Consider the following 23172-nt stretch of genomic DNA (forward strand, 5'->3'; position numbering starts at 1 on the left):
TGTTAACCTTAATTTAAAACTTTTGTATTGTAAAAATCTGTGTATGCATCAGCAAATTCCTCTCTGTTTTTATATTCAAGAACAGGTTTTTCAAGACCGGTGAGATATTCTTGAACATCAGCAGGTATTTCCTCAGATGCAATTACCACGGCATCCGAATGATCCACAGCAACTTTTAGAAGGTTAGAGTAGTTTGGTTCAGCTAGTATTTCTACGTTGCCTTCCCCAATATTGTCAAATTTAATTTTGTTTAGCATTTCTTTATCTAAAGTTCCATCAAATTCTTGCTTATATACAGAAGTAACAATTTTGCTATCTGTAAACAATGGTTCGTCTTTGTAATATTTGCGTAAGTATAAAGGCAGTAAAGAAGCCATCCAACCATGAACGTGAATGATGTCTGGTGCCCAATTTAATTTTTTAACAGTTTCAATCACACCTTTAGCAAAGAAAATAGCGCGCTCGTCATTATCTGGAAATAAATTACCTTCTTCATCTGTAAACGTAGCTTTACGTTTAAAATATTCTTCATTATCAATAAAGTATACCTGTATTCTTTCTTTTGGTATAGAAGCTACCTTGATAATTAATGGCATATCCATGTCATTGATTACTAAGTTCATCCCCGACAAACGAATTACTTCGTGCAATTGATGTCTTCGCTCATTGATGTTTCCAAAACGTGGCATAAATATCCTAATTTGCCCACCTTTACTATTTACCATTTTCGGTGCTTCAAACGACATTGACGAAATTTCAGTTTCTGGCAAATAAGGTACTACCTCAGATGAAACGTATAAGACTCTTTTATTATTCATAAAATACTTTTCCTTTAATAATTCAGCGTAAAACATGCAAAATTACAAAAATTATGCAGATTAACAGTAATATATTAAGTTTGCAAGCTGTTAATTTTTTCTAAAATGACCATATTCTATACTCAAAACAACCTAAAAACCTTCGTTGAAGCCCAAAAATCAGAAGGAAAAACCATCGGGTTTGTTCCTACAATGGGCGCATTGCACGAAGGACATTTATCGCTTGTAAGAAACGCTATGACTAGCAATGATATTGTATTTGTAAGCGTTTTCGTTAATCCTACTCAGTTTGATAATGCTACGGATTTGGAGAAATATCCACGCACTTTAGACGCTGATGTAGAATTATTAAAAACTTTAGGAAAAAATATCTTTGTATACGCTCCAAGTGTGGCAGATATCTATAATTCAGACGTAAATGCAGAGAAATTCAGCTTTGACGGACTAGAATTTGAGATGGAAGGAAAGTTTAGAAAAGGACATTTTGATGGTGTCGGAACTATCGTAAAACGCCTTTTTGAAATTATAACTCCGCACAATGCTTATTTTGGAGAAAAAGATTTTCAGCAATTAATGATTATTAAAAAACTAGCCTCTAAATATAAACTCCCTGTTAATGTAATTGGTTGCGAAATTTACAGAGAACCTTCTGGATTAGCCATGAGTTCCCGAAATCAACGCTTGTCTGAAAACGCAAGAAAAGAAAGTGCGTTTATTTACAAAACACTTTTAGAAGCAAAGAAAAAGTTTGGCACAAAAAGTGCTATGCAAGTAAAGGAATGGGTTCAGAAACAGTTCAATAAACATCCGTTACTAACATTGGAATACGTGGAAATTGCCAATATTAAAAACTTAAAAACAGTCAAACGAAAATCCAAAAACCAAACGTATCGCATTTTTATTGCTGCCTTTATTGAAAACATTCGCTTAATTGATAACATCGCATTGAATTAAAAACTTTAAAATTAGTAACTTTGTCCCATGCAAGTAAACGTAGTAAAATCAAAAATACATAGAGTAAAAGTCACAGGAGCTGATTTAAACTATATTGGAAGTATCACTATTGATGAAGACCTTATGGATGCCGCCAATATTGTACAAGGAGAACGGGTTCAAATTGTAAACAACAACAATGGAGAACGCCTTGAAACCTACGCAATTCCAGGACCAAGAGGAAGTGGAGAAATCACGCTAAACGGCGCAGCTGCTCGTAGAGTTGCCAAAGATGATATCCTTATCTTAATTACATACACATGGATGGATATTGAAGAAGCAAAACAATTTAAGCCTTCACTTGTATTTCCTAACGAAGCTGATAACACACTTACATAATTGAAAATATCCGTACCTAAAATACTAAAAATTGTACTCCCACTTTTTCTGGGAGTTTTTTTAGTTTGGTACTCCACATCCATAACACCTATTAGTGAACTTTTAAGTTATTTTCAAAAAGCGAACTACTTTTGGATAACTTTAGGTGTTTTCTGCGGAATTTTAAGTCACTTATCTAGAGCCTATCGCTGGCAATACATGCTAGAGCCTATGGGTTACAAGCCAAAATATCCCAACAGTGTTATGGCAGTTTTTATTGCCTATTTAGCAAACTTAGGAATTCCACGTTCTGGAGAAGCTTTGCGCGCGTTGACACTCACCAATTACGAAGGTGTTCCGTTTGAAAAAGGATTTGGAACCATTGTTGCCGAACGTGTTGCCGATTTAATCGTCATGCTGTTCGTAATAGCAATAACACTATGCATTCAGTTTGATTTTATTTGGGATTTGCTCACTAAAAACTTCAATCCCACAAAAATAATAGTACTTCTTGCAGGATTGATAGTTGGTGGAATATTACTTATCATATTTATCAAAAAAGCAAAAAAAGGCATCGCGCTGAAAATCAAAAATTTCATTCTTGGCATTTATGAAGGCGCAACGAGCATTTTACGAATGAAAAATAAATGGGGATTTATTTTTCACACACTCTTTATATGGAGCATGTACATTTTAATGTTTTACGTTACCATATTTTCGGTAGAAGAATTACACGGACAAGTTCCTGCGGGCGCTATTTTAATCGCTTTCATTGCAGGAAGCTTCAGTATTGCTGCGACCAATGGCGGTGTCGGACTTTATCCAATTGCTGTTGCAGGTGCTTTTTCACTTTTCAATGTGGCATACAGTCCAAGTATTGCTTTCGGTTGGATTATGTGGGCATCGCAAACACTAATGATTATGATTTTGGGCGGAATGTCGTTTCTTTATTTACCTATTTTTAATAGCAAAAAATAATCTTTAACTTGCTACTTCTAAACCAACCTATCTACATCATGAAAAAGTGCCTGATGTTACTTGTGGCGTTTGTTTGTTTCTCTTTTGTAAATGCACAAACCAAAATTGAAAAATTAACTTCCAAAAAATTGAATGAAACGCGTGACATTCAATTATATATTCCTGAAGGATATTCTGAAGACAGAGTTTATCCAATCATCGTCGTTTTAGACGCACATTACCTCTTTGAAAGTGTGGTTGCCAATACACGCTATTACAGCTATTGGGACGAAATGCCAGAATGCATTGTAGTAGGCGTCAATCAATATGAAAAAGAAGATCGAGAAAAAGATGTTGCTTTTGCTGATGCTAGCGGATTACCAGAAGAAAAAGGCGCCAAATTTTTTGAATTTATCGGAATGGAATTAATTCCGTTTGTGGAAAAAAATTACAATACCGCCAATTTTAAAATGATTATCGGACATGATTTGACAGCGAATTTTGCGAATTATTACTTATTCAAGGAAGTTCCTTTATTTGATGCATACATTAATCTGAGCCCTTATTTTGCGCCAAAGATGGAAGAACGTATCGTGAAACGCTTGGAAGAATTTGAAACGAAAAAATTCTACTATTTGGCTACTGCCGAAGAAGACACGAAAAAAGCTGCCAAACGTATCAGAAGTTTAAACGAACAACTTTCCGCGTTAAAAAATGAAAATATTTTTTATTACTATGATGATTTTACGGAAGCCAATCACAACTCGTTAGCAGTTCAAGCAATTCCACGAGCGATGAGTCAAATATTTTCCATGTATCGCCCAATTAGTGTTAAAGAATACAAGGAAAAAATTGTGACACTTAAAACTTCACCGTATCTCTATTTAACAGACAAATATCAAACTATCAAAGACCTTTTTGGTTTTGAAAAACGTGTTTCTGTCAATGATTTTATGGCAATCTATTCTGCAGTGCGAAAAACTGATAATATTGAAGATTTAAAACTCTTAGCAAAACTGGGTAAAAAAGAATATCCTGATACCGCGTTATTTCACTTTTTTATGGGAGAATATCACGAAAAAGAAGGAAAACCTAAAAAAGCATTGCGCATGTATCAAAATGGATTCAGTATGAATTCTATCGATTTTATCACAAAAGATTTAATGCTTGACAAAGCAGACAAACTCAAACAAGACTTCGGTTGGTAATCATTTATGGCAAAAGTAAAAACGACCTTTTTCTGTCAAAACTGCGGATCGCAATTTGCAAAATGGCAAGGACAATGTTCTTCTTGTAAACAGTGGAATACCATTGTTGAAGAAGTCATTCAAAAAGAAGTAAAAGCCAATTGGCAAAAACAGGAAAAAAGTGTTTCACGTGTTTCCAAACCTACATTAATTCACGAAATAAGTTCGGAGACTGAAAAACGTTTGCCAACTTCAGACAGTGAATTAGACAGAGTGCTTGGTGGCGGAATTGTGCCTGGATCGCTCATTTTACTCGGTGGCGAACCTGGTATTGGAAAAAGCACACTATTACTCCAAATCTCATTAAAATTACCGTACAAAACCTTATATGTTTCTGGGGAAGAAAGTCAGAAGCAAATCAAAATGCGCGCAGAACGTATCAGTCAAAAAAACTCCAATTGTTTGGTATTGACAGAAACGAAAACGCAAAATATCTTTAAACAAATTGCGGAGGTTGAACCTGATATTTTAGTAATTGATTCCATTCAAACCTTGCATTCTGATTACATAGAATCGTCTGCGGGAAGCATTTCGCAAATTCGAGAATGCACCACCGAGCTGATAAAATTTGCCAAAGAAAGTGGCATTCCTGTATTTTTGATTGGTCATATTACGAAAGATGGAAACATTGCGGGACCAAAAATTTTGGAACATATGGTAGATACGGTTTTACAGTTTGAAGGCGATCGAAATCATGTGTATAGAATTTTACGTTCATTGAAAAACCGTTTTGGTTCTACATCCGAATTAGGAATCTATGAAATGTTGTCAGATGGTTTGCGCGAAGTTAGCAATCCATCAGAAATCTTAATTTCCAAAAATGCCGACGAACTTAGCGGAACGGCAATTGCAGCAACGTTGGAAGGCGCACGACCTTTAATGATTGAGATTCAAGCGTTGGTAAGTACAGCCGTTTATGGAACTCCACAACGAAGCACCACAGGTTACAATGCCAAACGTTTAAACATGTTATTGGCAGTCTTGGAAAAACGCGCAGGTTTTAAACTCGCCGCAAAAGATGTTTTTTTAAACATTACAGGCGGAATCAGCATTGATGATACTGCGATCGATTTAGCCGTAATTGCCGCAATATTATCAAGCAATGAAGATGAGGAAATTTCAAAAACCAACTGCTTCGCTGCGGAAATCGGATTGGCTGGCGAAATTCGTCCTGTCAATCGAATTGATCAGCGTATTCTAGAAGCAGAAAAGTTAGGATTTACCACATTTTTCACTTCAAAACACAACAAAATTTCTTTAAAAAACACCAAAATCAAAATCGTACTTATTTCTCGTATTGAAGATTTAGTTAGTCATTTGTTTTAATAGTTGAATGATTAAAAGACTACTTCAACAATCGTTAATTTGATAATTTGAAACGTACCAATTTTCTTTGATTCGTCTTTGCGAGAATTTGAAAAAATTCGTGGCAATCTGTTTTTCTGCAACACAATTTTGTTGTGATACAAACAGACTGCCATGTCATACTTTCTCGCAGTGACGTTTTGAGTAATTTAAGAAGATAAGCAAAGCGATCCAACAGGCAAAGCCGATCTAACATCTAAAAGCGCCAGCGATCTATTTACGGTGCCGGATTCGGAATGCTATTGTGAATTTCGTTGATACTATCTAATAGTTCTTGTGATAATTCAACATCAATACTGGCAATATTTTCTTTGAGTTGCTCCATTTTGGTTGCTCCAATAATATTTCCTGTAACAAATGGTTGTTGATTTACAAAAGCCAACGACATTTGCGCCAAACTTAATCCGTGCTTTTGAGCCAAATCTGCATATAACTGTGTGGCTTTTGTGGCTTGTTCGCCACTGTAACGTGCAAAGCGTGGAAATAATGTCAACCGCGCATCTTCTGGTTGTTTTCCGCCTAGATATTTTCCAGAAAGTACACCAAAAGCCATCGGAGAATACGCTAACAATCCGATTCCTTCGCGCATTGCTATTTCAGACAATCCTGAATCAAAGCTTCTACATAATAATGAATATGCGTTTTGAATGGTTACCATTCTTGGCAATCCTTTTTTAGCTTCTTCCAAATAGCGCATGGTTCCCCAAGGTGTTTCGTTTGAGATTCCTACTTGACGAATTTTTCCTTCTTTGATGAGTTGATCTAACGTTTCTAAACTTTCGTGAAAGTTGTATTCCCAAGCATCATTAGGATCATGTTCGTAAATACGTTGTCCGAATGTATTGGTATTTCGTTCTGGCCAATGTAATTGAAAAAGATCGATATAATCTGTTTGAAGTCGTTTTAGACTGTTTTCCACAGCGTCTTTGATGGCTTCCGGTTTAAAACCATTGGTTCTAATATGTGCTGTGTAATCGCCTGGACCTGCAATTTTACTTGCCAAAACAATTTTGTCTCTGTTTCCAGATTTTTTGAACCAAGTTCCGATAATTCGTTCGGTTTCTGCATAGGTTTCTGCAGTTGCTGGCACAGGATATAATTCGGCAGTATCAAAAAAGTTAACACCTTGCTCCAATGCATAATCCATTTGCTCGTGTCCTTCGGCTTCAGTGTTTTGATTTCCCCAAGTCATGGTTCCTAAACAAATTTTACTGACTTCTATATCTGTATGTGGGATTTTTGAGTATTTCATTTTTTTCTTTTTCGGTTTTTTAATCTTTAGCTTTTATTTGATATTGCATTAAGGATTGAACGGTTTGTTTGAGCTCTTTTTAAAAGTGGCTTCCTGCCTTCGCAGGAATGACAGTTTTAAAAAAGCGAGTAGTGAAAGCCTGACCTTCGATTTGTCGAAGGAAATGCCCAAGAATTACTTATACTTTCAACTTCAATCTTTTTTTGGATTCCTGCCTTTGCAGAAATGACAAATTATATGTCGATTTCTACCAAAATTGGACAATGGTCAGAATGTTTGGCTTCTGGCAAAATAGTCGCTCTGGTAATGTTGTCCTTTAAAGCTTTACCAACCATATTGTAATCAATGCGCCAACCTTTGTTGTTTGCACGCGCATTGGCACGATAACTCCACCAACTGTAATGGTGTGGTTCTTTGTTTAGATGACGAAATGAGTCAATAAAACCGCTGTCGATAAAGCTTCCAATCCAGGCGCGTTCTTCTGGCAAAAATCCTGAAACACCTTTCATTTTTGGATTGTGAATGTCTATTTCTTCATGACAAATATTGTAATCGCCACACACGACTAAGTTTGGAATTTCTTTGCGCAGATTTGCCAAATATTCCTTGATTTCGTCCATATATTGAAACTTGAAATTGAGCCGCGCGTCGTTCGTTCCTGATGGTAAATACATACTCATAATGGAGATGTTGTCATAATCTACACGCAAGTTACGACCTTCAAAATCCATGGTTTCAATTCCTGTACCATACACAACATTGTTCGGTTCTTCTTTGCAGAGAATTGCCACGCCACTGTAGCCTTTTTTTTGTGCGCTGTACCAATAATTGTATTTGTAACCCGCTTGTTCAAAAGCTTCTAAATCGAGTTGTTCTTTTTGAGCTTTGGTTTCTTGAATACACAGTACGTCTGGATTGGCTTGTTGTAGCCACTCAAGGAATCCTTTTCTGATAGCGGCACGAATTCCGTTTACGTTATATGATATTATTTTCATTTATTTTTTAATTTTTCTAACAAACCCTAGTTCCGTTTAGTTTTTTAAATTCTAATTTAAGAAATATCGAATCCGCTTTACATTAGATATCTCATTTTTTATTTCTAATTTTCGTTTTCTTTGCTCGCCCAAAGAAAAGAAACAAAAGAAATGGCGCTTTTCCAGAGGTATTTTTAGTTTTCCTTTTTGGGGAAAACTAAAACCACATGAGTTTTTCTAAATTTTTTCCAAGGCTTCAAAAATTTTTAACGAAAAACTCCTGTTATACTGCGGAAAAGAAACTTTACCCTTGGATTTTCAAAAAAAGATTTATACGAAAATAACCGTTGCTTTTATTCTTCTTCGTTGTTGTTGAGTCTTCGTTCTAGTTCTGCTTGAAATTCTTCCATCACAGGTTTTACCGTACTTTCAGGAAGATCGGCAATGCGAATGTACATTAAACCATCAACAGCATTGTTGAATAAAGGATCGACATTGAACGCGATTACTTTTGCATTTTGCTTTACGTATTTTTTGATAAGCACGGGCAAACGTAAACTTCCTGGTTCGAGTTCGTCAATGATTTTATCAAATTTGTTTAAATCGGAAGCCGTTTCATCAAAAATAAAATCTTTGTCAGCGTCTTTTAGCTTGACTTTGAATTCTTTTTTCGGGTGAATGTACTGTGCAATATACGGATCGTAGTAATGCGATTTCATAAACTCAATCATCAACGATTTTGAGAAGTTTGAAAATTGATTACTGATACTGACACCGCCAATAAGATATTTATGTTCTGGATGACGTAAAGTTGTATGTACAATTCCTTTCCAAAGCAAGAATAATGGCATCGGTTTTTGCTGATATTCGCCAATGATAAACGCTCTACCCATTTCGATGGATTCACTCATCATTTTATGCAATTCTGGCTCAAAACGAAACAAGTCTTGCAAATAGAAACCATTAATTCCGTAGTTTGCATAGATTTGATTTCCAAGTCCCATTCTGTACGCACCAACCAAGCGTTTTGCTTCATTATCCCACAGAAACATGTGATGATAGTAATGGTCAAATTTATCTAAATCAATCGCCTGATTCGTTCCTTCTCCAATTTCACGAAACGTAATTTCACGCAGTCTACCAATTTCGCGTAATACATTTGGAATTTCAGAAGCTTCTGTTAGAAATACTTGATAGTTTTTACTCGTGAGTAAATGGTGTTTTTTGGATAAACCTTCAACTTCTTGCTGAATGACTTCCGCAGAAACTGGCGTAATGATTTTTTTAGGTTGCTTCGGTAGTTTTAAAGATGTAGGAACTTTACTGAGTAGGTTTTGTTTTTCATACGTATTGGACAACATGTATGTTTTTTTACGTAAAAACTCAGTAAAATCGGCTAAATTGTCGTGTTCGTCTTGTGCTTTTACAGAAATTGGCTTTCCGATACGCACTTTAATGACTCTATTTTTTTGTGTGAGTAGTTCAGAAGGTAGTTTTGCGGTTCTGAACGTATCGCTGATTCGTGATAAACGATAGAATATTCGACTGTTTTTTGCATGAAAGTAAATAGGAACAACAGGAACTTTTGCCTTTTGCACCAATTTCATAGCAGCTTCTTCCCAAGGTTTGTCTACAATTAATTTTCCGTCTTTATAGGTTGATACTTCTCCTGCTGGAAAGATTCCGAGTGGTTTTCCTTCGCGTAAATGCATGATGGATTGTTTGAAACCTGCAATGCTTGATTTTGCGCCTTTGTGATCTTCAAAAGGATTCACAGGCATTACATAGGGTTTTAACGGATTGATTCTGTGGAGTAAAAAGTTGGCGATAATCTTGTAATCTGGACGTTGCTCTATCATAAGTTTGAGCAATAAAATTCCATCGATTCCGCCAAGTGGATGATTGGAAATGGTAATATATGCGCCATCTTTAGGGAGACGTTTTAAATCTTCCTCTGGAATTTCAAATTTAATCTGAAATTCATCCAACAATGCATTTAGAAATTCTAAATCATCGAGGTGTTTGTGTTTGTCATAAATTTTGTTCACATCAGATATGCGCAACACTTTCATCAAAACCCAACTAATGAAAGTTCCGATAAAGCCATACTTATCTAATTTGATCGCTTTTGCAACTTCTTTTGCAGTTACCAATCCCATATATTAACTTTAAGGCGAATTACAAATATAGGAAAACAACCTTAATTTGTATGATTTATTTCACAACTAACTGGATCGTTTGTTCTGCGCGTTGTTCTAGCAAGATTTCTTTTTCTTTTTGTAAACCTTCAATCGCTGATTCTGTAAAGTGTCGGATGGTATACAACGATACATTTTCGTAATGTGTTACTTTAAATTTTGAACGCAAAGTGTTTAGCAATTTTTCTAAATTGTTGAACTTATTGTCTACACAAACCGAAAAACTAATGGCAGAATTCTGAATGACATCTACTTTCATCTTGCAATCGTGTAGTAATTTGAAGATTTCGCTGATGTTTTCTTCTACGATGAATGAAAAATCTAAAGAAGATAACGAGATTAATACTTGATTTTTTTTGACGATAAAACACGGAATATTTGGTGTAATTCCGGAACCTTTTGCAACCGCAGTTCCATCTTTTTTAGGATTGAGAAACGATTTTACATATAACGGAATTTCCTTTCGTTGCAAAGGCTGTAATGTTTTTGGGTGAATGACCGAAGCACCGTAAAATGCTAACTCGATAGCTTCACGATAGGAAATATTATGTAACAATTGTGCATTTTCAAAATAACGCGGATCTGCATTGAGAACCCCTGGAACATCTTTCCAAATAGTCACACTTTCGGCATTTAAACAATACGCAAAAATTGCGGCGGTATAATCAGAACCTTCTCTACCTAATGTTGTGGTAAAATTGTTAGGGTCACTTCCTATAAAACCTTGCGTAATGTGAAGTTTGTTTCTATTTACTTTTTGTTTGATGTTTTTCTGGGTCAATTCCCAATGTACTTTTGCATCACGGTAATTGGTGTCTGTTTTTATCATTTCGCGCACATCAAGCCAAGTATTTTCAAGAGAAATACTATTGAGATATGCACTGACAATGGTTGTGGAAATCAATTCCCCGAAGGAAACCAATTGATCGTATACATAATTATAATCTGGCGATTTGTTTCTACCTAAAAAGCCTTTCATTTCTTCAAAAAAAGCTTTGACTTTGGCAAAAATCGGATGGTTTTCGTTTGGAAATAATTCCAATAAAATTTCATTATGATATTTGGCAATTTCCTGAATAGAAGCTTGCAATTCTGGACTTTCATCAAAGTAATTTTTGATAACGACTTCAATAGCGTTGGTTGTTTTTCCCATCGCAGAAATCACAATGAGTGTATCGTTGTATCCGACATCTTGCAATACGCTTACAAGATTTTTTACACCATTGGCATCTTTTACAGACGCTCCACCAAATTTGAATATTTTCATTACAAAATTTATTTTGTTGTTCCCGCAAAATTGGGAATCTATTTTCTATGTTTTTTTAAGTTCGTCTTTGCGAGGCAAAGCCGTGGCAATCTTATTGTCATAGTACGCAATTGCGTTTTGAAGTATGGGTTTGCTTCGTCATACCTCCTCACAAAGACGTTTCAAAAAATGTCAACTCCTATGCGAAAGATACTTCTCAATTCCTGCTTCATCTAGTTGCACCACATGCCAATCACGTTTTACATCAGCACCAATATGTTCGTAAAATTCAATTGCTGGTGTATTCCAATCCAACACTTCCCAACCAATACGTTTTACGCCAAGTTCGTTTCCGTATTTGATAACTTCCGCTAGCAAATCGCCACCAATTCCTTTTCCTCGTGCTTTTTCGCTTACGATTAAATCTTCCAAATGCAAAAATTCGCCTTTCCAAGTAGAATAACGCATGTATACCAATGCAATTCCTAATACTTCTTGTGCTGAACTCGACTCAGTATCTTCTGTAGTTTCTGCAATAAAACAATGGAATTTTGGAATAGCTCCAAAACCATCTTTTCGTAATGTTTCAGGTGTAATAATGACAGCTTCTGGCTCTTTTTCAAAAATTGCCAATTCAGTAATGAGACGAAAAATATCTTCTACATCTGAAGAAACGGCTTTTCGGATGGTATACTTCATAAACTTTTAAATATTTACACAAAGGTAACAAGGTAAAAATTATAATTTTTACGAAAACGTTATAGTTTTACAAAATTATCGATATTTGTGATCTGAGAAACAACCTAGAACAAAATGGCGAAACAAAATCAAACCTTAGGAGAATTTATTATTGAAAACCAATCAGAGTTTAAATATTCTTCTGGAGAGCTTTCACGATTAATTAATTCTATCCGATTGGCAGCAAAAGTTGTAAATCACGAAGTAAATAAAGCTGGATTGGTTGATATTATTGGTGCTGCTGGCGAAACAAATATACAAGGAGAAGATCAGCAAAAGCTGGACGTGTATGCAAATGACAAGTTTATTCAAACTTTAACGAATAGAAATATTGTTTGCGGAATTGGTTCTGAAGAAAATGATGATTTTATTGCTATTAATAGTATTGACGAGAACAATCAGAATAAATATGTGGTTTTGATGGATCCACTAGATGGTTCTTCAAATATTGATGTAAATGTTTCTGTAGGAACTATTTTTTCTGTGTACCGAAGAATTACGCCTGTAGGAACGCCTGTAACCATTGAAGATTTTCTGCAAAAAGGAGATGCACAAGTTGCCGCAGGTTATGTAATTTATGGAACATCTACCATGCTCGTCTACACCACAGGACATGGCGTGAATGGCTTTACACTGAATCCTGCTATTGGAACATTTTATTTATCGCATCCCAATATGCAATTTCCAGAAACGGGACATATTTACTCCATTAATGAAGGGAATTATGCGCACTTTCCACAAGGCGTAAAAAATTATATTAAATATTGTCAGGAAGACGAAGAAGACCGACCGTATACTTCGCGTTATATTGGTTCGTTGGTTTCAGATTTTCACCGAAACTTAATTAAAGGCGGAATTTATATTTACCCACAAACTGCCAAAGCACCAAACGGAAAACTGCGTTTGTTATACGAATGCAATCCAATGGCATTTTTAGCAGAACAAGCAAACGGATTGGCTACAGATGGTTTTCAGCGCATTATGGATATTAAGCCAACAGAACTACACCAACGTGTTCCAATTTTCTGCGGAAGTCGTAAAATGGTTGAAAAAGCCAAGGAGTTTATGAAGAACGCATAGGAAAAGTACTAACTTTGTCAAAAATTGTTACATTTGTGTAACAATCCTAGAATAATAAAATACTTCTACATGGCAACAAAAGGTAAAAGTACCAACGATGCTGAACAAGCAAATCCAAATATCTCTGATCCGTCTACGAAGATTGAAGCGATAAAGAATTTAATTTTTGGGGAAAATATCCAAGAATATAATTCTGAATTTGACAATATCAAAAATGACATTCTTGCCAAAAAGAAGGCGCTGGAAAACTTGATTGAAGAAGTTCGCTCTGAACTGATTCAAAATATTGACAATCTTAGTACAGACTTAAATATTCGTATCACAGAACTGGAAACTAATATTGAAAATAAACTAGACGATTTAGACGAGAAAAAAGTAGATCGCAGACAGTTGGGACAATTATTAGTAAGTCTTGGCGAAAAAATAGGAAAAGAGTAACACCTACCATACATTCTTATGTGTATTTATGACGGAAGCTGATAAATTAGCGTTATTAAAAGATTTATTACTCACGGATGATCGTGCGTATGCAGAATCGATACACACTAAAATTAAGGCGCTTGAAGACTTAGTACACAAGCAACAAAAGCTTTCAAAAAAGGTAAATCCTATTATTGATGAAAAGCTTGAAGAATTTACAGAACAAATTCCCGAAACCCTCGGACCTACCATTACCGAAGCACTTGCAGAACAAATTAAAAACTCTAAAGATCAAGTGGTAGAAGCATTGTACCCAATTATGGGGAAAATGATTAAAAAATATATTGCGCAGGAAATTAGCTTGCTTACCGAACGTATCAACAAACAATTGGAAGATAGTTTCTCGGCAAATAGCTGGAAACGAAAATTTAAATCGTGGTTTGGCGGCGTAAAAGAGGAAGAATTATTGTTGAGTGAGTTGCGATCTATTTCAAAAGTAGAGCAAGTTTTGGTCATTGAAAAAAATTCGGGCATGCTTATCGGGCAATATGCCACAACAGAAACAATTGATAAGGATATGATTTCTGGAATGCTTACTGCCATTAAAAGTTTTGTGGAAGATGCTTTTAATGAAAAGAGTCAAAATTTAGAATTGATCGAGTACGAATTGTATCATATTCATATTCAGAGCTTTGTATCTTTTTACGTGGCAGTTGCTATTTCTGGGGAATATAATCTTATATTTAAGAACAAATTACAAGATATAATCTTTAATTTTACCGAGAACTTCTTAAATTTATTTAATGATTTAAGTGAAATTAAAGAAGCAGATATTACTAACGAATTAGAATTCTACTTTAGTACGAATGAAAACCTCTAAAAAAATAATCTTACTTGGGCACTTTGGTGTTGGAAAGTCTTCGTTGATTCGACAGTTTGTTGAAAACACATTTACAAACGATTACAAAGTAACTATTGGAGTTCACATCTTAAAAAAAGAAGTGGAACTTGCTCCTGAAGAAAAGATTTCACTCATTATTTGGGATTTGGAAGGATATGATGATATCAAAAAAACAAGAGCTTCTTATTTATTAGGAACGCACGGCTTTATTTATGTGTTTGATGTAACACGCCCTGCAACTTTTGAAAACCTAGAAAACGATATTACTTACTTAACCAATCAATATGCCAACACACCTTTAAAAGTAGTTGGTAACAAAGCAGACTTAGTTACGAAAAGCTATTTAAAAGAAAACAAAGATACTTTTGGAGTTGCACCAGACTTTTTTACAAGTGCTAAAACAGGCGATAAAGTAGACGATTTGTTTATTACCTTAGCTAAAGAACTCGTGAAATAATTACTATGCTAGAAACATATAGAGGAACTTATTTTCATCCAAGAACTCAGTTTATAACCATAGACGAATCTGGAAATGTATTGGAAAGTGATAATGTTTTATTTTCACTTAAAAAAGGCGATGATATAAGTGTGGTAAGTCCATTTTTTGAAGGACTTTCTAGCTATTTTGATGTTCAAGAAGATAACGATATTAAATTTACTTGTGTACATCTAGAAAGTAGCGATCAGAAAGAATATACTTGCGATATCGAATTTAAAACCTTCGCTAAAAATCAACCGACACTCATCATTATTCACGACTTTTCCGATCATTATAAATATTATCAGGAAGTTGCGCAAAGCAGAAATGAATCGGTGATTAATTCGCAAATTCTTGAACTCAAAAACAAATATCTTAAAGAAAAAGAAGATTTTAAAAATACCTTTATTGCAAATTTTAGTCATGAATTACGCAATCCGTTAACTGGCGTGACGGCGTTTTGTTCTGTTTTGGAGAAAACGAGTATGACGACAGAACAACAAGATTATGTAGAGGTTATTAAATCTTCTGCAGATCATTTGAAAAATATGATTGGCGACATCTTAGAAATGTCGAAAATTGAAGTTGGAAAACTTACTATTGAAGAAGAATTATTCAACTTTCATGAGCTGGTGGAAATGCTAGAATTTACCTATAGTGTAAAAGCAAAGCAAAAAAACATCGAATTTGAAGTTGATTTCGACGAGAAAATTCCAAAATACATTGAAAGCGACAAAACACGTATCAAACAGATTTTTGAAAACCTGATTGAAAATGCTTTCAAATTTACCTCAACAGGAAAAGTAACACTCTCTATTCACGAAAATCAACGCAGAGCACGAAAAGTAAACCTAAACATCAGCGTAAAAGATACAGGAATCGGAATTCCGCCTGAAAAGTTAGACATTATTTTCAATAGTTTTACCCAACTTAACAATTCTCAAAAATATTCAGGCACAGGACTTGGCTTATCTATCGTAAAAGGATTGGTAGACTTAATGGATGGAAAAATTACTGTAGAAAGTGAAGAAAAAGTAGGTTCAACTTTCAAGATGAATATTAATTTCAAATATCCAATCAATCAAAAAAATACATCTTTAGAAAAGAAGTCTGATGTTGAAAACAAAAACTTTTTATCAAAAGAAAAATACAATATTTTACTTGCGGAAGATTCTGAACTCGCGCAAATGGCAGTACTAAAAATTTTGGCGCAAGAAGGGCATTTCTTCCTAGATATTATCAGTAATGGTGAAGACGTTATTGAAAGTATGATTCACAATGAATACGACTTGATTTTGATGGACATTCGCATGCCTGGAACACCTGGAGACGAGTTAACAAAAATGATTCGATCGCTTCCAGTACAAAACTGCAAAACCATTCCAATCTTAGCATTAACGGCCAATTTATACGATGACGACAAAAAACGTTACAAAAAAATGGGCATGAATGATATCATTGAAAAACCTTTTGATGAAAAAACATTGTTGAAGAAGATTTATAAACATTTGAAATAAAATAGCGTTCAATTCGTTTTTTTACACAGAATCCGTTTTACACATGTCTGTGAAAAAAATATTTGCACTCATTCTTCTCTTTTCCTTTGGAATAAACGCTTGTTTTGCCCAATTTTCAACGAAAATCAAAGAAATTTTAGACCGTAAAAATTTTTCTGAATTTGAAAATTTCTATAAAAACGAACTCCTTAATGAAAGCAGTCCGCGTATATATACATTTATGCTACGCGACATTACACACCATACGCAAGAAGGTATATTTGTCTTTGAAAAATATGAAACAGATCCAAAGAACCCAAGTATTGCCTCGGTTACGACTTATAGAGTTCGATTGCTTACATACCAACAAAACATAATCTTTTACGAGTTATCTAAAAAACTAAATAAAAGAATTGGTGGCAATTGGGAACCATATTACGATATCATTGCACACTATAAAAATTATACCGCGTACCGAGAATTTCAACACGATTTTAAAAATATCTTTCAGACGAATCTTAACGAAAAAGAACTTTTTGAACTTCGTTATATTTATGGTGAAAAATGTAGTATTGTTGGAATTGATCCGATTGAAAAAACCAAAATGAAAGCATGGGTAAAAAAAGGCAATAAAACTAAAATACGAAATTGGTTAACTGCGACCAATACAGAAAAACAACTCTACGCATTTGAAGGCTTGCTACAATTAAAAAAAGCAGGAATATCATTGACAAAGCAAGAAGAAAAAATGATGAATTTTGTTGCCAACAAAAACGGAATGGTACAAACGTGTGCCGGTTGTAGCTATACTACAGAAGGAATTCAGGAAGTAATACACAGAATTCAATCCGAATAAATAGTACAAAAAAAAACCAAGCAATAACTCGGTTTTCAATATTAACAACTCGTTATTTACTAACGATTCATATTTTTAATTTCATCTTTAAAATCTTCAGAATCTACACCTTTGCTTACCAACATTAATGCTTTGTGTACCACATACGCTACGTTTTCTGGAGAAAATCCTAAACCAATTCCCAAACGCTCTAACATAACTGTTTGCTTTGGTCCTAAATCGTGATCTGCATATACCATACGTGTCAAATCATACAAACGATCCAAACGTTCATTGTACATTGTTGGCGGATTTACAGGATGCGATTTGTAATCTTTTAAAATTTCTTTATAATCACTTTCAGAGATATCTAAATTTCTAGCCATTCTGTCTAAAAATGCTTTCTCCTCATCTGTAATAACACCATCACTCATTGCCACACGAACAATTGCAGCAAAATGATCTTGATTTCTTTCGCGAAATCCACTTGAATATAAATCTGATATAGACATTTCTTAATTTTTAGTACTGCAAATATAAATAATCTATCGTCTTTTTATGCAAAATTTTAGCCTGATTTTCTACAGATTATAATGTCTGCATAGTATATTTGTATCTAAATTTTTTCAGCCGTGAGTATATCTAAAATCTCGCAACATTTTTCACAATCTCCTGAACTCAGGAAATTGGGGCAAGCTATTGCCAAAAATCAAGAAAAAGTACACGCAAAAGGTCTTACAGGATCAAGTTTATCGTTTGTCATTTCAGAAACCTACAAGCAAAGTGACATGCCTTTTCTTTTTATTTTGAATGATAAAGAAGAAGCCGCATATTACTTAAACGACTTAGAATATTTACTCAATGACAAAGATGTGCTTTTTTATCCTGGAAGCTATCGTCGTCCGTACCAAATTGAAGAAACAGATAATGCCAATGTATTGCTTCGCGCGGAAGTGCTAAACCGTATCAATTCGCGAAAAAAACCTTCGTTGATTGTTACCTATCCTGATGCGCTTTTTGAAAAAGTAGTTACCCGAAAAGAACTGGAAAAAAATACACTCAAAATTTCGTTGAACGATAAACTTTCTATCGATTTTGTAAACGAAACCTTGTTTGAATACAACTTCAATCGCGTAGATTTTGTCACAGAACCTGGCGAATTCTCGGTTCGTGGTGGAATTGTCGATGTCTATTCATTCTCAAATGACGAACCCTACCGAATTGAATTTTTTGGTGAAGAAGTAGATAGTTTACGAACGTTTGATGTGGAAACGCAACTTTCTACCGAAAAGGTGAAAAAAATTAGCATCATTCCAAATGTAGAAAATAAAGCGTTGCAAGAATCACGAGAAAGTTTTCTAAAATACATTCCAGGGAAAACGATCGTTTTTGCGAAAAATACCGAGTTACTCTTTGGGCGAATTGATAAATTATTTAGCAAAGCAAATGATGCTTTCGCAGAATTGTCTGAAGACATCAAGCACAATACGCCAGAAGAATTATTCTGCACCAAAGCACTTTTACAACGTCAATTTTTAGACTATACGATTGTAGAATTGACACCAAATCCGTTGTTGAAAGCAGATTCTTTTATCGGATTTAATACCACACCACAACCATCTTTCAATCGCCAATTTGATTTACTGATTGAAGATTTAGACAAAAACCACGAAAAAGGTTATACCAATTACATTACGTGTGTAAGCGAGCAACAAGCCAAACGTTTGAGTGATATTTTTAATGATGTTCAAGAAAAAGTACATTATGAAACCGTTGTGCTTCCACTCTACCAAGGTTTTGCCGATCACGATCAGAAGATAATTTGTTACACCGATCACCAAATTTTTGAACGTTATCACAAGTTTCATCTAAAAAACGGATACGCCAAAAAACAAGCCATTACGCTAAAAGAATTGACCAATTTAGAAGTCGGCGATTATGTAACACATATCGATCATGGAATTGGAAAATTTGGTGGTTTAAAAAAGATAGATGTCGAAGGAAAAAAGCAAGAAGCTATCAAACTAATTTACGGCGAACGCGATATTTTGTATTTGAGCATTCACTCATTACACAAAATTTCAAAATTTAATGGTAAAGATGGAAAAGCACCAAAAATATACAAATTAGGTTCTGGCGCTTGGAAAAAACTCAAGCAAAAAACCAAAGCACGCGTAAAACATATTGCGTATAATTTGATTGAATTGTACGCCAAACGACGCATGCAAAAAGGAATTCAATACGGACCTGATACACATTTACAACACGAACTAGAAGCTTCTTTTATTTATGAAGATACGCCAGATCAATCGAAAGCAACACAAGATGTAAAAGCCGATATGGAAAGCGAACGACCAATGGACAGATTGGTATGTGGCGATGTTGGTTTCGGAAAAACAGAAGTTGCCATTCGTGCGGCATTTAAAGCTGTAGATAACGGAAAACAAGTTGCTATTTTAGTGCCGACGACTATTTTGGCGTTTCAGCATTTTAAAACCTTTAGCGAACGCTTAAAAGAAATGCCGATTACGATTGATTATTTAAACCGTTTTCGAAGTACCAAACAGCGAAATGAAGTTTTAAAAGGTTTGGAAGATGGAAGTGTTGATATTGTGATTGGAACGCATCAACTCGTAAATAAAGCGGTAAAATTTAAAGATTTAGGGCTCTTAATTGTTGACGAAGAACAAAAATTTGGCGTTGCCGTAAAAGATAAACTCAAAACCATCAAAGAAAATGTAGATACGCTCACGTTGACTGCAACTCCAATTCCGCGTACATTGCAATTTAGCTTGATGGCTGCCCGCGATTTATCAGTGATTACAACGCCGCCACCAAATCGTTATCCTATAGAAACACACGTTATTCGTTTTCAGGAAGAAACCATTCGTGATGCAGTGAGTTATGAAATTCAGCGTGGCGGACAAGTGTTTTTTATTCACAATCGTATTGAAAATATCAAAGAAGTTGCAGGAATGATTCAGCGTTTGGTACCAGATGCCAAAATTGGAATCGGTCACGGACAAATGGAAGGAAAGAAACTCGAAAAACTCATGTTGGCGTTTATGAATGGCGAATTTGATGTGTTGGTTTCTACGACAATTATTGAAAGTGGTTTGGACGTTCCGAATGCGAATACCATTTTTATTAATAATGCTAATAATTTCGGATTGAGTGATTTGCACCAAATGCGCGGACGTGTAGGACGAAGCAATAAGAAAGCATTTTGCTATTTCATTACGCCGCCAGATTCTGTAATGACACAAGATGCCCGAAAACGAATTAATGCTTTGGTACAGTTTTCTACGCTTGGAAGCGGATTTAATATTGCGATGAAAGATTTGGAAATTCGCGGTGCGGGAGATTTATTAGGTGGCGAACAAAGCGGATTTATCAACGAAATTGGTTTTGATACGTACCAAAAAATCCTCAATGAAACCATTGAAGAACTCAAGGAAAACGAGTTTAAAGAATTGTATGAAGAACAGGAAAGCAAGAAGGAAAAAGTATTTTTGAAGGAAACACAAATTGATACTGATTTTGAATTGCTGTTTCCAGATGCGTATATTAACACGGTTTCAGAACGTTTGGTATTGTATAATAAACTGAGTGAATTGAAAACGGAAGAAGATTTACAAACCTATGAAAATGAGCTTGTAGACCGTTTTGGACCGTTGCCAGAACCTGCTGTCGACTTACTAGATTCAGTACGTATTAAATGGTTGGCGACAAAGTTAGGTTTGGAAAAAATCATTATGAAAAAAGGAAAATTGGTTGGGTATTTTATTTCCGATCAGCAATCAGATTTTTACCAAAGTCCAAACTTTACTAAAGTATTACAGTTTGTACAGCAAAACCCAAGAGTTTGCAAAATGAAAGAAAAACAAACCCGAAATGGTTTGCGCTTATTGCTTACTTTTGAACAAATTACTTCTGTAAAAAAAGCATTGAACGTATTAGAAAAAATTATATAAATTGTTTTGGCTTAATTATTGGATAGCTTTTAAAAAAACACCATTATGATAAAAAAATTACTTTGTATTCTTTTCTTGATTCCTCTGTGTTTACAAGCACAGCAGACACTTTCAGGAACTTTTTCACCTGCTGAAAATTATGAATGGTTTATCATTTATAAATTAAAAACAACACATCAAGCGTATGTTGCTAATGGAAAAATTGTAGACGGAAAGTTGAACTACACCTTTAAACCTTCTGCCGAAAAAGGCATGTATCGTTTGGTATACGGATTGCCGCAGGAATCTGAAAATTTCGATTTTATTTATAGTGGCGAAGAAGATATTGCTTTCGATTTTAGTGAAAAGGGAATCGACTTTACACTTTCTAAAGAAAACAAATTAAATACTTCCTATTTTTCAAGTATCAACAAGGTAAAACGCCAAATCAACACATTTTACCAAAACGGAGATACAGACAAAGAAGCTTTTTTAGCTATTTTTAAAATGCTTGATGACACACAAAAAGTCTTTGAGAAAGAAGCCGAAGGAACAATGGTTTCACATTTTATCAAGGCAAGTCGCTCGTACATTCCGAAAGCTTATGAGAAACCACAAGTAATGGTTGACAATATTAAGAAACATTATTTTGACCATATTGACTTTTCGGATTCTATTTTGCAAAACTCAGATTTCATTTCAGAGAAGATTTCTAATTACGTGTTTACCGCAATGCCGATGAAAGAAATCACTGGAAAAGAATTGACCGAACAGTACAAAAAGAATATTGCAACGATTGCTGAGAAAATAAAACCTGTTGCTAAAGATTATCAAAAAACATTATTTAACGTATTGTGGGAACAAATGGTGGTGTTGGAAAATGATGCCATTGCCAATCATATTTCAGATACATATTTGCTTTCGTTAGCTACCGAATTGAATGATAAGACTTTGATAGAAAAGCTAGAAAAATTTAAACGCCTTTCTTTTGGCGCCGTTGCCCCAGAAATTACTTGGGTAAAGGATAACAAAATACACAAACTAAGCGAATTAGAAGGAGCTGAAAACTACGTGATTGTATTTTGGAGTAGTACATGTTCGCATTGTTTGAAAGAAATGCCAAAATTGAAAGAATTTGTAACAGCACAAGAAAAAGGAAAATTTAAAGTAATTGCTATTGGCTTGGAAGATGAACGTGCAAGTTGGGCAAATGAAAGTTCTTTTTATCCAGATTTTATTCACGTGTTAGGTTTGCAAAAGTGGGATAATGAGATTGGAAATAGGTACGATGTGAGTTCTACACCGACCTTTTTTGTGTTGGATAAAGACAAGCGAATTATTGGAAAGCCTTATGGTGTGAAGGAATTGAAGGAGTTTTATGCTGAGAAGTGATTGGTGAGTTGTGAGTTGTGAGTTGTGAGTTGAAATACTTTTTCTTGGGGAAAAATTACTGATTTTGGATATTTGCTTCTGAAAGCTTGTAAAAACATAACGCAATAAAAAAACAGAAAAGTATGATTACTTTTCTGTCTCTTTTGGTCAACACACATATTTATTTTTATCCTGAAACTTGTCCTGTATTATTAGTATCGGCTACAGAATCTGGATCTGTACAACCGTTTCTAAGATCGGTTCTTCCATGAAATACAGTACATTCATTAGGGAAACTTTGAATAGTTTGGTCACAGTTTACTTGTGATTGATCCCCTGGATTGGTATTGGTATTGTGACAAGGATTAGAATCTGTTCCTCCGACAATTCCTTTAATTTGAAGATTCGCAATTTTAAATTTTCTGAATTTTAATACTTTTTTGTTTTCTCTCATCTTAAATAATTTTAATTTTTTGAATGTATTCAAAACTAAACATTCATTTATAATATCAATTGAAAATCAACTGTTTGA

At 34.7% G+C, this 23172-nt stretch carries 21 protein-coding genes; 13 read left to right on the forward strand and 8 right to left on the reverse strand.

Going from position 1 to position 23172, the window contains the following annotated elements; translation table 11 throughout:
• Positions 1-8: 8 nt before the first annotated feature.
• Positions 9-818 (reverse strand): glycogen/starch synthase, encoded by an 810-nt coding sequence (locus tag KAOT1_RS14260; RefSeq protein WP_040560096.1) that lies wholly within the window; start codon positions 816-818, stop codon positions 9-11.
• Between the two features lie 105 nt (positions 819-923).
• Between KAOT1_RS14260 and panC the strand changes: the two genes are divergently transcribed.
• Genes panC through radA form a run of 5 tightly spaced genes read left to right on the forward strand, consistent with a single transcriptional unit; the run spans position 924 to position 5659 of the window.
• Complete coding sequence (gene panC, locus KAOT1_RS14265; RefSeq protein ID WP_007095547.1) at positions 924-1772, forward strand: pantoate--beta-alanine ligase; 849 nt, start codon at positions 924-926, stop codon at positions 1770-1772.
• Between the two features lie 27 nt (positions 1773-1799).
• The gene (panD, locus tag KAOT1_RS14270) at positions 1800-2150 is read left to right on the forward strand and encodes an aspartate 1-decarboxylase (RefSeq protein ID WP_007095548.1); all 351 of its coding nucleotides are present in this window, start codon (positions 1800-1802) and stop codon (positions 2148-2150) included.
• Positions 2151-3107 (forward strand): lysylphosphatidylglycerol synthase transmembrane domain-containing protein, encoded by a 957-nt coding sequence (locus tag KAOT1_RS14275; protein ID WP_238528707.1) that lies wholly within the window; start codon positions 2151-2153, stop codon positions 3105-3107.
• 38 nt (positions 3108-3145) lie between these two features.
• Positions 3146-4294 (forward strand): alpha/beta hydrolase, encoded by a 1149-nt coding sequence (locus KAOT1_RS14280; RefSeq protein ID WP_040559576.1) that lies wholly within the window; start codon positions 3146-3148, stop codon positions 4292-4294.
• A 6-nt stretch (positions 4295-4300) separates the two neighbouring features.
• A complete protein-coding gene (gene radA, locus KAOT1_RS14285) occupies positions 4301-5659 on the forward strand; it encodes a DNA repair protein RadA (RefSeq protein ID WP_007095551.1) in 1359 nt (452 codons plus the stop codon).
• 256 nt (positions 5660-5915) lie between these two features.
• Here the strand turns inward: radA and KAOT1_RS14290 are convergent, their stop codons facing one another.
• From KAOT1_RS14290 to KAOT1_RS14310, 5 genes are all read right to left on the reverse strand, one after another.
• Entirely contained in the window at positions 5916-6950 is a 1035-nt protein-coding gene (locus tag KAOT1_RS14290) for an NADP(H)-dependent aldo-keto reductase (protein ID WP_007095553.1), read from the reverse strand.
• A gap of 233 nt (positions 6951-7183) precedes the next feature.
• The gene (locus KAOT1_RS14295; RefSeq protein ID WP_007095554.1) at positions 7184-7945 is read right to left on the reverse strand and encodes an exodeoxyribonuclease III; all 762 of its coding nucleotides are present in this window, start codon (positions 7943-7945) and stop codon (positions 7184-7186) included.
• Positions 7946-8277: 332 nt separating this feature from the next.
• Positions 8278-10083, reverse strand: coding sequence for a GNAT family N-acyltransferase (locus KAOT1_RS14300; RefSeq protein WP_007095555.1), 1806 nt, complete (start codon positions 10081-10083; stop codon positions 8278-8280).
• A gap of 55 nt (positions 10084-10138) precedes the next feature.
• The gene (locus KAOT1_RS14305; RefSeq protein ID WP_007095556.1) at positions 10139-11389 is read right to left on the reverse strand and encodes an aspartate kinase; all 1251 of its coding nucleotides are present in this window, start codon (positions 11387-11389) and stop codon (positions 10139-10141) included.
• 171 nt (positions 11390-11560) lie between these two features.
• Entirely contained in the window at positions 11561-12067 is a 507-nt protein-coding gene (locus tag KAOT1_RS14310) for a GNAT family N-acetyltransferase (protein WP_007095557.1), read from the reverse strand.
• Positions 12068-12181: 114 nt separating this feature from the next.
• On the opposite strand from KAOT1_RS14310, the gene fbp reads away from it, so the two are divergent.
• From fbp to KAOT1_RS14340, 6 genes are all read left to right on the forward strand, one after another.
• Positions 12182-13186: a class 1 fructose-bisphosphatase gene (gene fbp / locus KAOT1_RS14315; RefSeq protein WP_007095558.1), complete on the forward strand. Its 1005-nt coding sequence runs from the start codon at positions 12182-12184 to the stop codon at positions 13184-13186.
• 69 nt (positions 13187-13255) lie between these two features.
• Positions 13256-13624, forward strand: a complete 369-nt coding sequence (locus KAOT1_RS14320; RefSeq protein ID WP_007095559.1) for a hypothetical protein — start codon at positions 13256-13258, stop codon at positions 13622-13624.
• A 28-nt stretch (positions 13625-13652) separates the two neighbouring features.
• Entirely contained in the window at positions 13653-14486 is an 834-nt protein-coding gene (locus KAOT1_RS14325; RefSeq protein ID WP_007095560.1) for a hypothetical protein, read from the forward strand.
• On the forward strand, positions 14473-14964 hold the full coding sequence (locus KAOT1_RS14330; RefSeq protein ID WP_007095561.1) for a Rab family GTPase: 492 nt from the start codon (positions 14473-14475) through the stop codon (positions 14962-14964). Before KAOT1_RS14325 ends, KAOT1_RS14330 begins: the two co-directional genes overlap by 14 nt.
• A gap of 5 nt (positions 14965-14969) precedes the next feature.
• The gene (locus KAOT1_RS14335) at positions 14970-16502 is read left to right on the forward strand and encodes an ATP-binding response regulator (RefSeq protein WP_007095562.1); all 1533 of its coding nucleotides are present in this window, start codon (positions 14970-14972) and stop codon (positions 16500-16502) included.
• A 43-nt stretch (positions 16503-16545) separates the two neighbouring features.
• Positions 16546-17337 carry a hypothetical protein gene (locus KAOT1_RS14340; protein ID WP_007095563.1) on the forward strand — a complete coding sequence of 264 codons (792 nt, stop codon included), beginning with the start codon at positions 16546-16548 and terminating at the stop codon, positions 17335-17337.
• A gap of 59 nt (positions 17338-17396) precedes the next feature.
• Here the strand turns inward: KAOT1_RS14340 and KAOT1_RS14345 are convergent, their stop codons facing one another.
• Positions 17397-17828 (reverse strand): tellurite resistance TerB family protein, encoded by a 432-nt coding sequence (locus tag KAOT1_RS14345; RefSeq protein WP_007095564.1) that lies wholly within the window; start codon positions 17826-17828, stop codon positions 17397-17399.
• Positions 17829-17948: 120 nt separating this feature from the next.
• On the opposite strand from KAOT1_RS14345, the gene mfd reads away from it, so the two are divergent.
• Together mfd and KAOT1_RS14355 are read left to right on the forward strand one after the other, a co-directional pair.
• On the forward strand, positions 17949-21290 hold the full coding sequence (gene mfd / locus KAOT1_RS14350; RefSeq protein ID WP_040559578.1) for a transcription-repair coupling factor: 3342 nt from the start codon (positions 17949-17951) through the stop codon (positions 21288-21290).
• Between the two features lie 45 nt (positions 21291-21335).
• Positions 21336-22661, forward strand: a complete 1326-nt coding sequence (locus KAOT1_RS14355; protein WP_007095566.1) for a thioredoxin-like domain-containing protein — start codon at positions 21336-21338, stop codon at positions 22659-22661.
• Positions 22662-22827: 166 nt separating this feature from the next.
• Here the strand turns inward: KAOT1_RS14355 and KAOT1_RS14360 are convergent, their stop codons facing one another.
• Positions 22828-23094 carry a hypothetical protein gene (locus KAOT1_RS14360; RefSeq protein WP_007095567.1) on the reverse strand — a complete coding sequence of 89 codons (267 nt, stop codon included), beginning with the start codon at positions 23092-23094 and terminating at the stop codon, positions 22828-22830.
• Positions 23095-23172 lie beyond the last annotated feature (78 nt).

This window comes from Kordia algicida OT-1 (assembly GCF_000154725.1).
Taxonomy (GTDB): Bacteria; Bacteroidota; Bacteroidia; order Flavobacteriales; family Flavobacteriaceae; genus Kordia; species Kordia algicida.

Bases quoted from the DNA above. Each gene is read 5' to 3' on its own strand.
- KAOT1_RS14260 (WP_040560096.1), bottom strand. From the start codon at position 818: ATGAATAATAAAAGAGTCTTATACGTTTCATCTGAGGTAGTACCTTAT.
- KAOT1_RS14335 (WP_007095562.1), top strand. From the start codon at position 14,970: ATGCTAGAAACATATAGAGGAACTTATTTTCATCCAAGAACTCAGTTT.
- KAOT1_RS14300 (WP_007095555.1), bottom strand. From the start codon at position 10,083: ATGGGATTGGTAACTGCAAAAGAAGTTGCAAAAGCGATCAAATTAGAT.
- radA (WP_007095551.1), top strand. From the start codon at position 4,301: ATGGCAAAAGTAAAAACGACCTTTTTCTGTCAAAACTGCGGATCGCAA.
- KAOT1_RS14355 (WP_007095566.1), top strand. From the start codon at position 21,336: ATGATAAAAAAATTACTTTGTATTCTTTTCTTGATTCCTCTGTGTTTA.
- KAOT1_RS14330 (WP_007095561.1), top strand. From the start codon at position 14,473: ATGAAAACCTCTAAAAAAATAATCTTACTTGGGCACTTTGGTGTTGGA.
- KAOT1_RS14295 (WP_007095554.1), bottom strand. From the start codon at position 7,945: ATGAAAATAATATCATATAACGTAAACGGAATTCGTGCCGCTATCAGA.
- fbp (WP_007095558.1), top strand. From the start codon at position 12,182: ATGGCGAAACAAAATCAAACCTTAGGAGAATTTATTATTGAAAACCAA.
- panD (WP_007095548.1), top strand. From the start codon at position 1,800: ATGCAAGTAAACGTAGTAAAATCAAAAATACATAGAGTAAAAGTCACA.
- KAOT1_RS14340 (WP_007095563.1), top strand. From the start codon at position 16,546: ATGTCTGTGAAAAAAATATTTGCACTCATTCTTCTCTTTTCCTTTGGA.
- panC (WP_007095547.1), top strand. From the start codon at position 924: ATGACCATATTCTATACTCAAAACAACCTAAAAACCTTCGTTGAAGCC.
- KAOT1_RS14360 (WP_007095567.1), bottom strand. From the start codon at position 23,094: ATGAGAGAAAACAAAAAAGTATTAAAATTCAGAAAATTTAAAATTGCG.
- KAOT1_RS14305 (WP_007095556.1), bottom strand. From the start codon at position 11,389: ATGAAAATATTCAAATTTGGTGGAGCGTCTGTAAAAGATGCCAATGGT.
- KAOT1_RS14280 (WP_040559576.1), top strand. From the start codon at position 3,146: ATGAAAAAGTGCCTGATGTTACTTGTGGCGTTTGTTTGTTTCTCTTTT.
- KAOT1_RS14290 (WP_007095553.1), bottom strand. From the start codon at position 6,950: ATGAAATACTCAAAAATCCCACATACAGATATAGAAGTCAGTAAAATT.
- KAOT1_RS14320 (WP_007095559.1), top strand. From the start codon at position 13,256: ATGGCAACAAAAGGTAAAAGTACCAACGATGCTGAACAAGCAAATCCA.
- KAOT1_RS14310 (WP_007095557.1), bottom strand. From the start codon at position 12,067: ATGAAGTATACCATCCGAAAAGCCGTTTCTTCAGATGTAGAAGATATT.
- KAOT1_RS14345 (WP_007095564.1), bottom strand. From the start codon at position 17,828: ATGTCTATATCAGATTTATATTCAAGTGGATTTCGCGAAAGAAATCAA.
- KAOT1_RS14325 (WP_007095560.1), top strand. From the start codon at position 13,653: ATGACGGAAGCTGATAAATTAGCGTTATTAAAAGATTTATTACTCACG.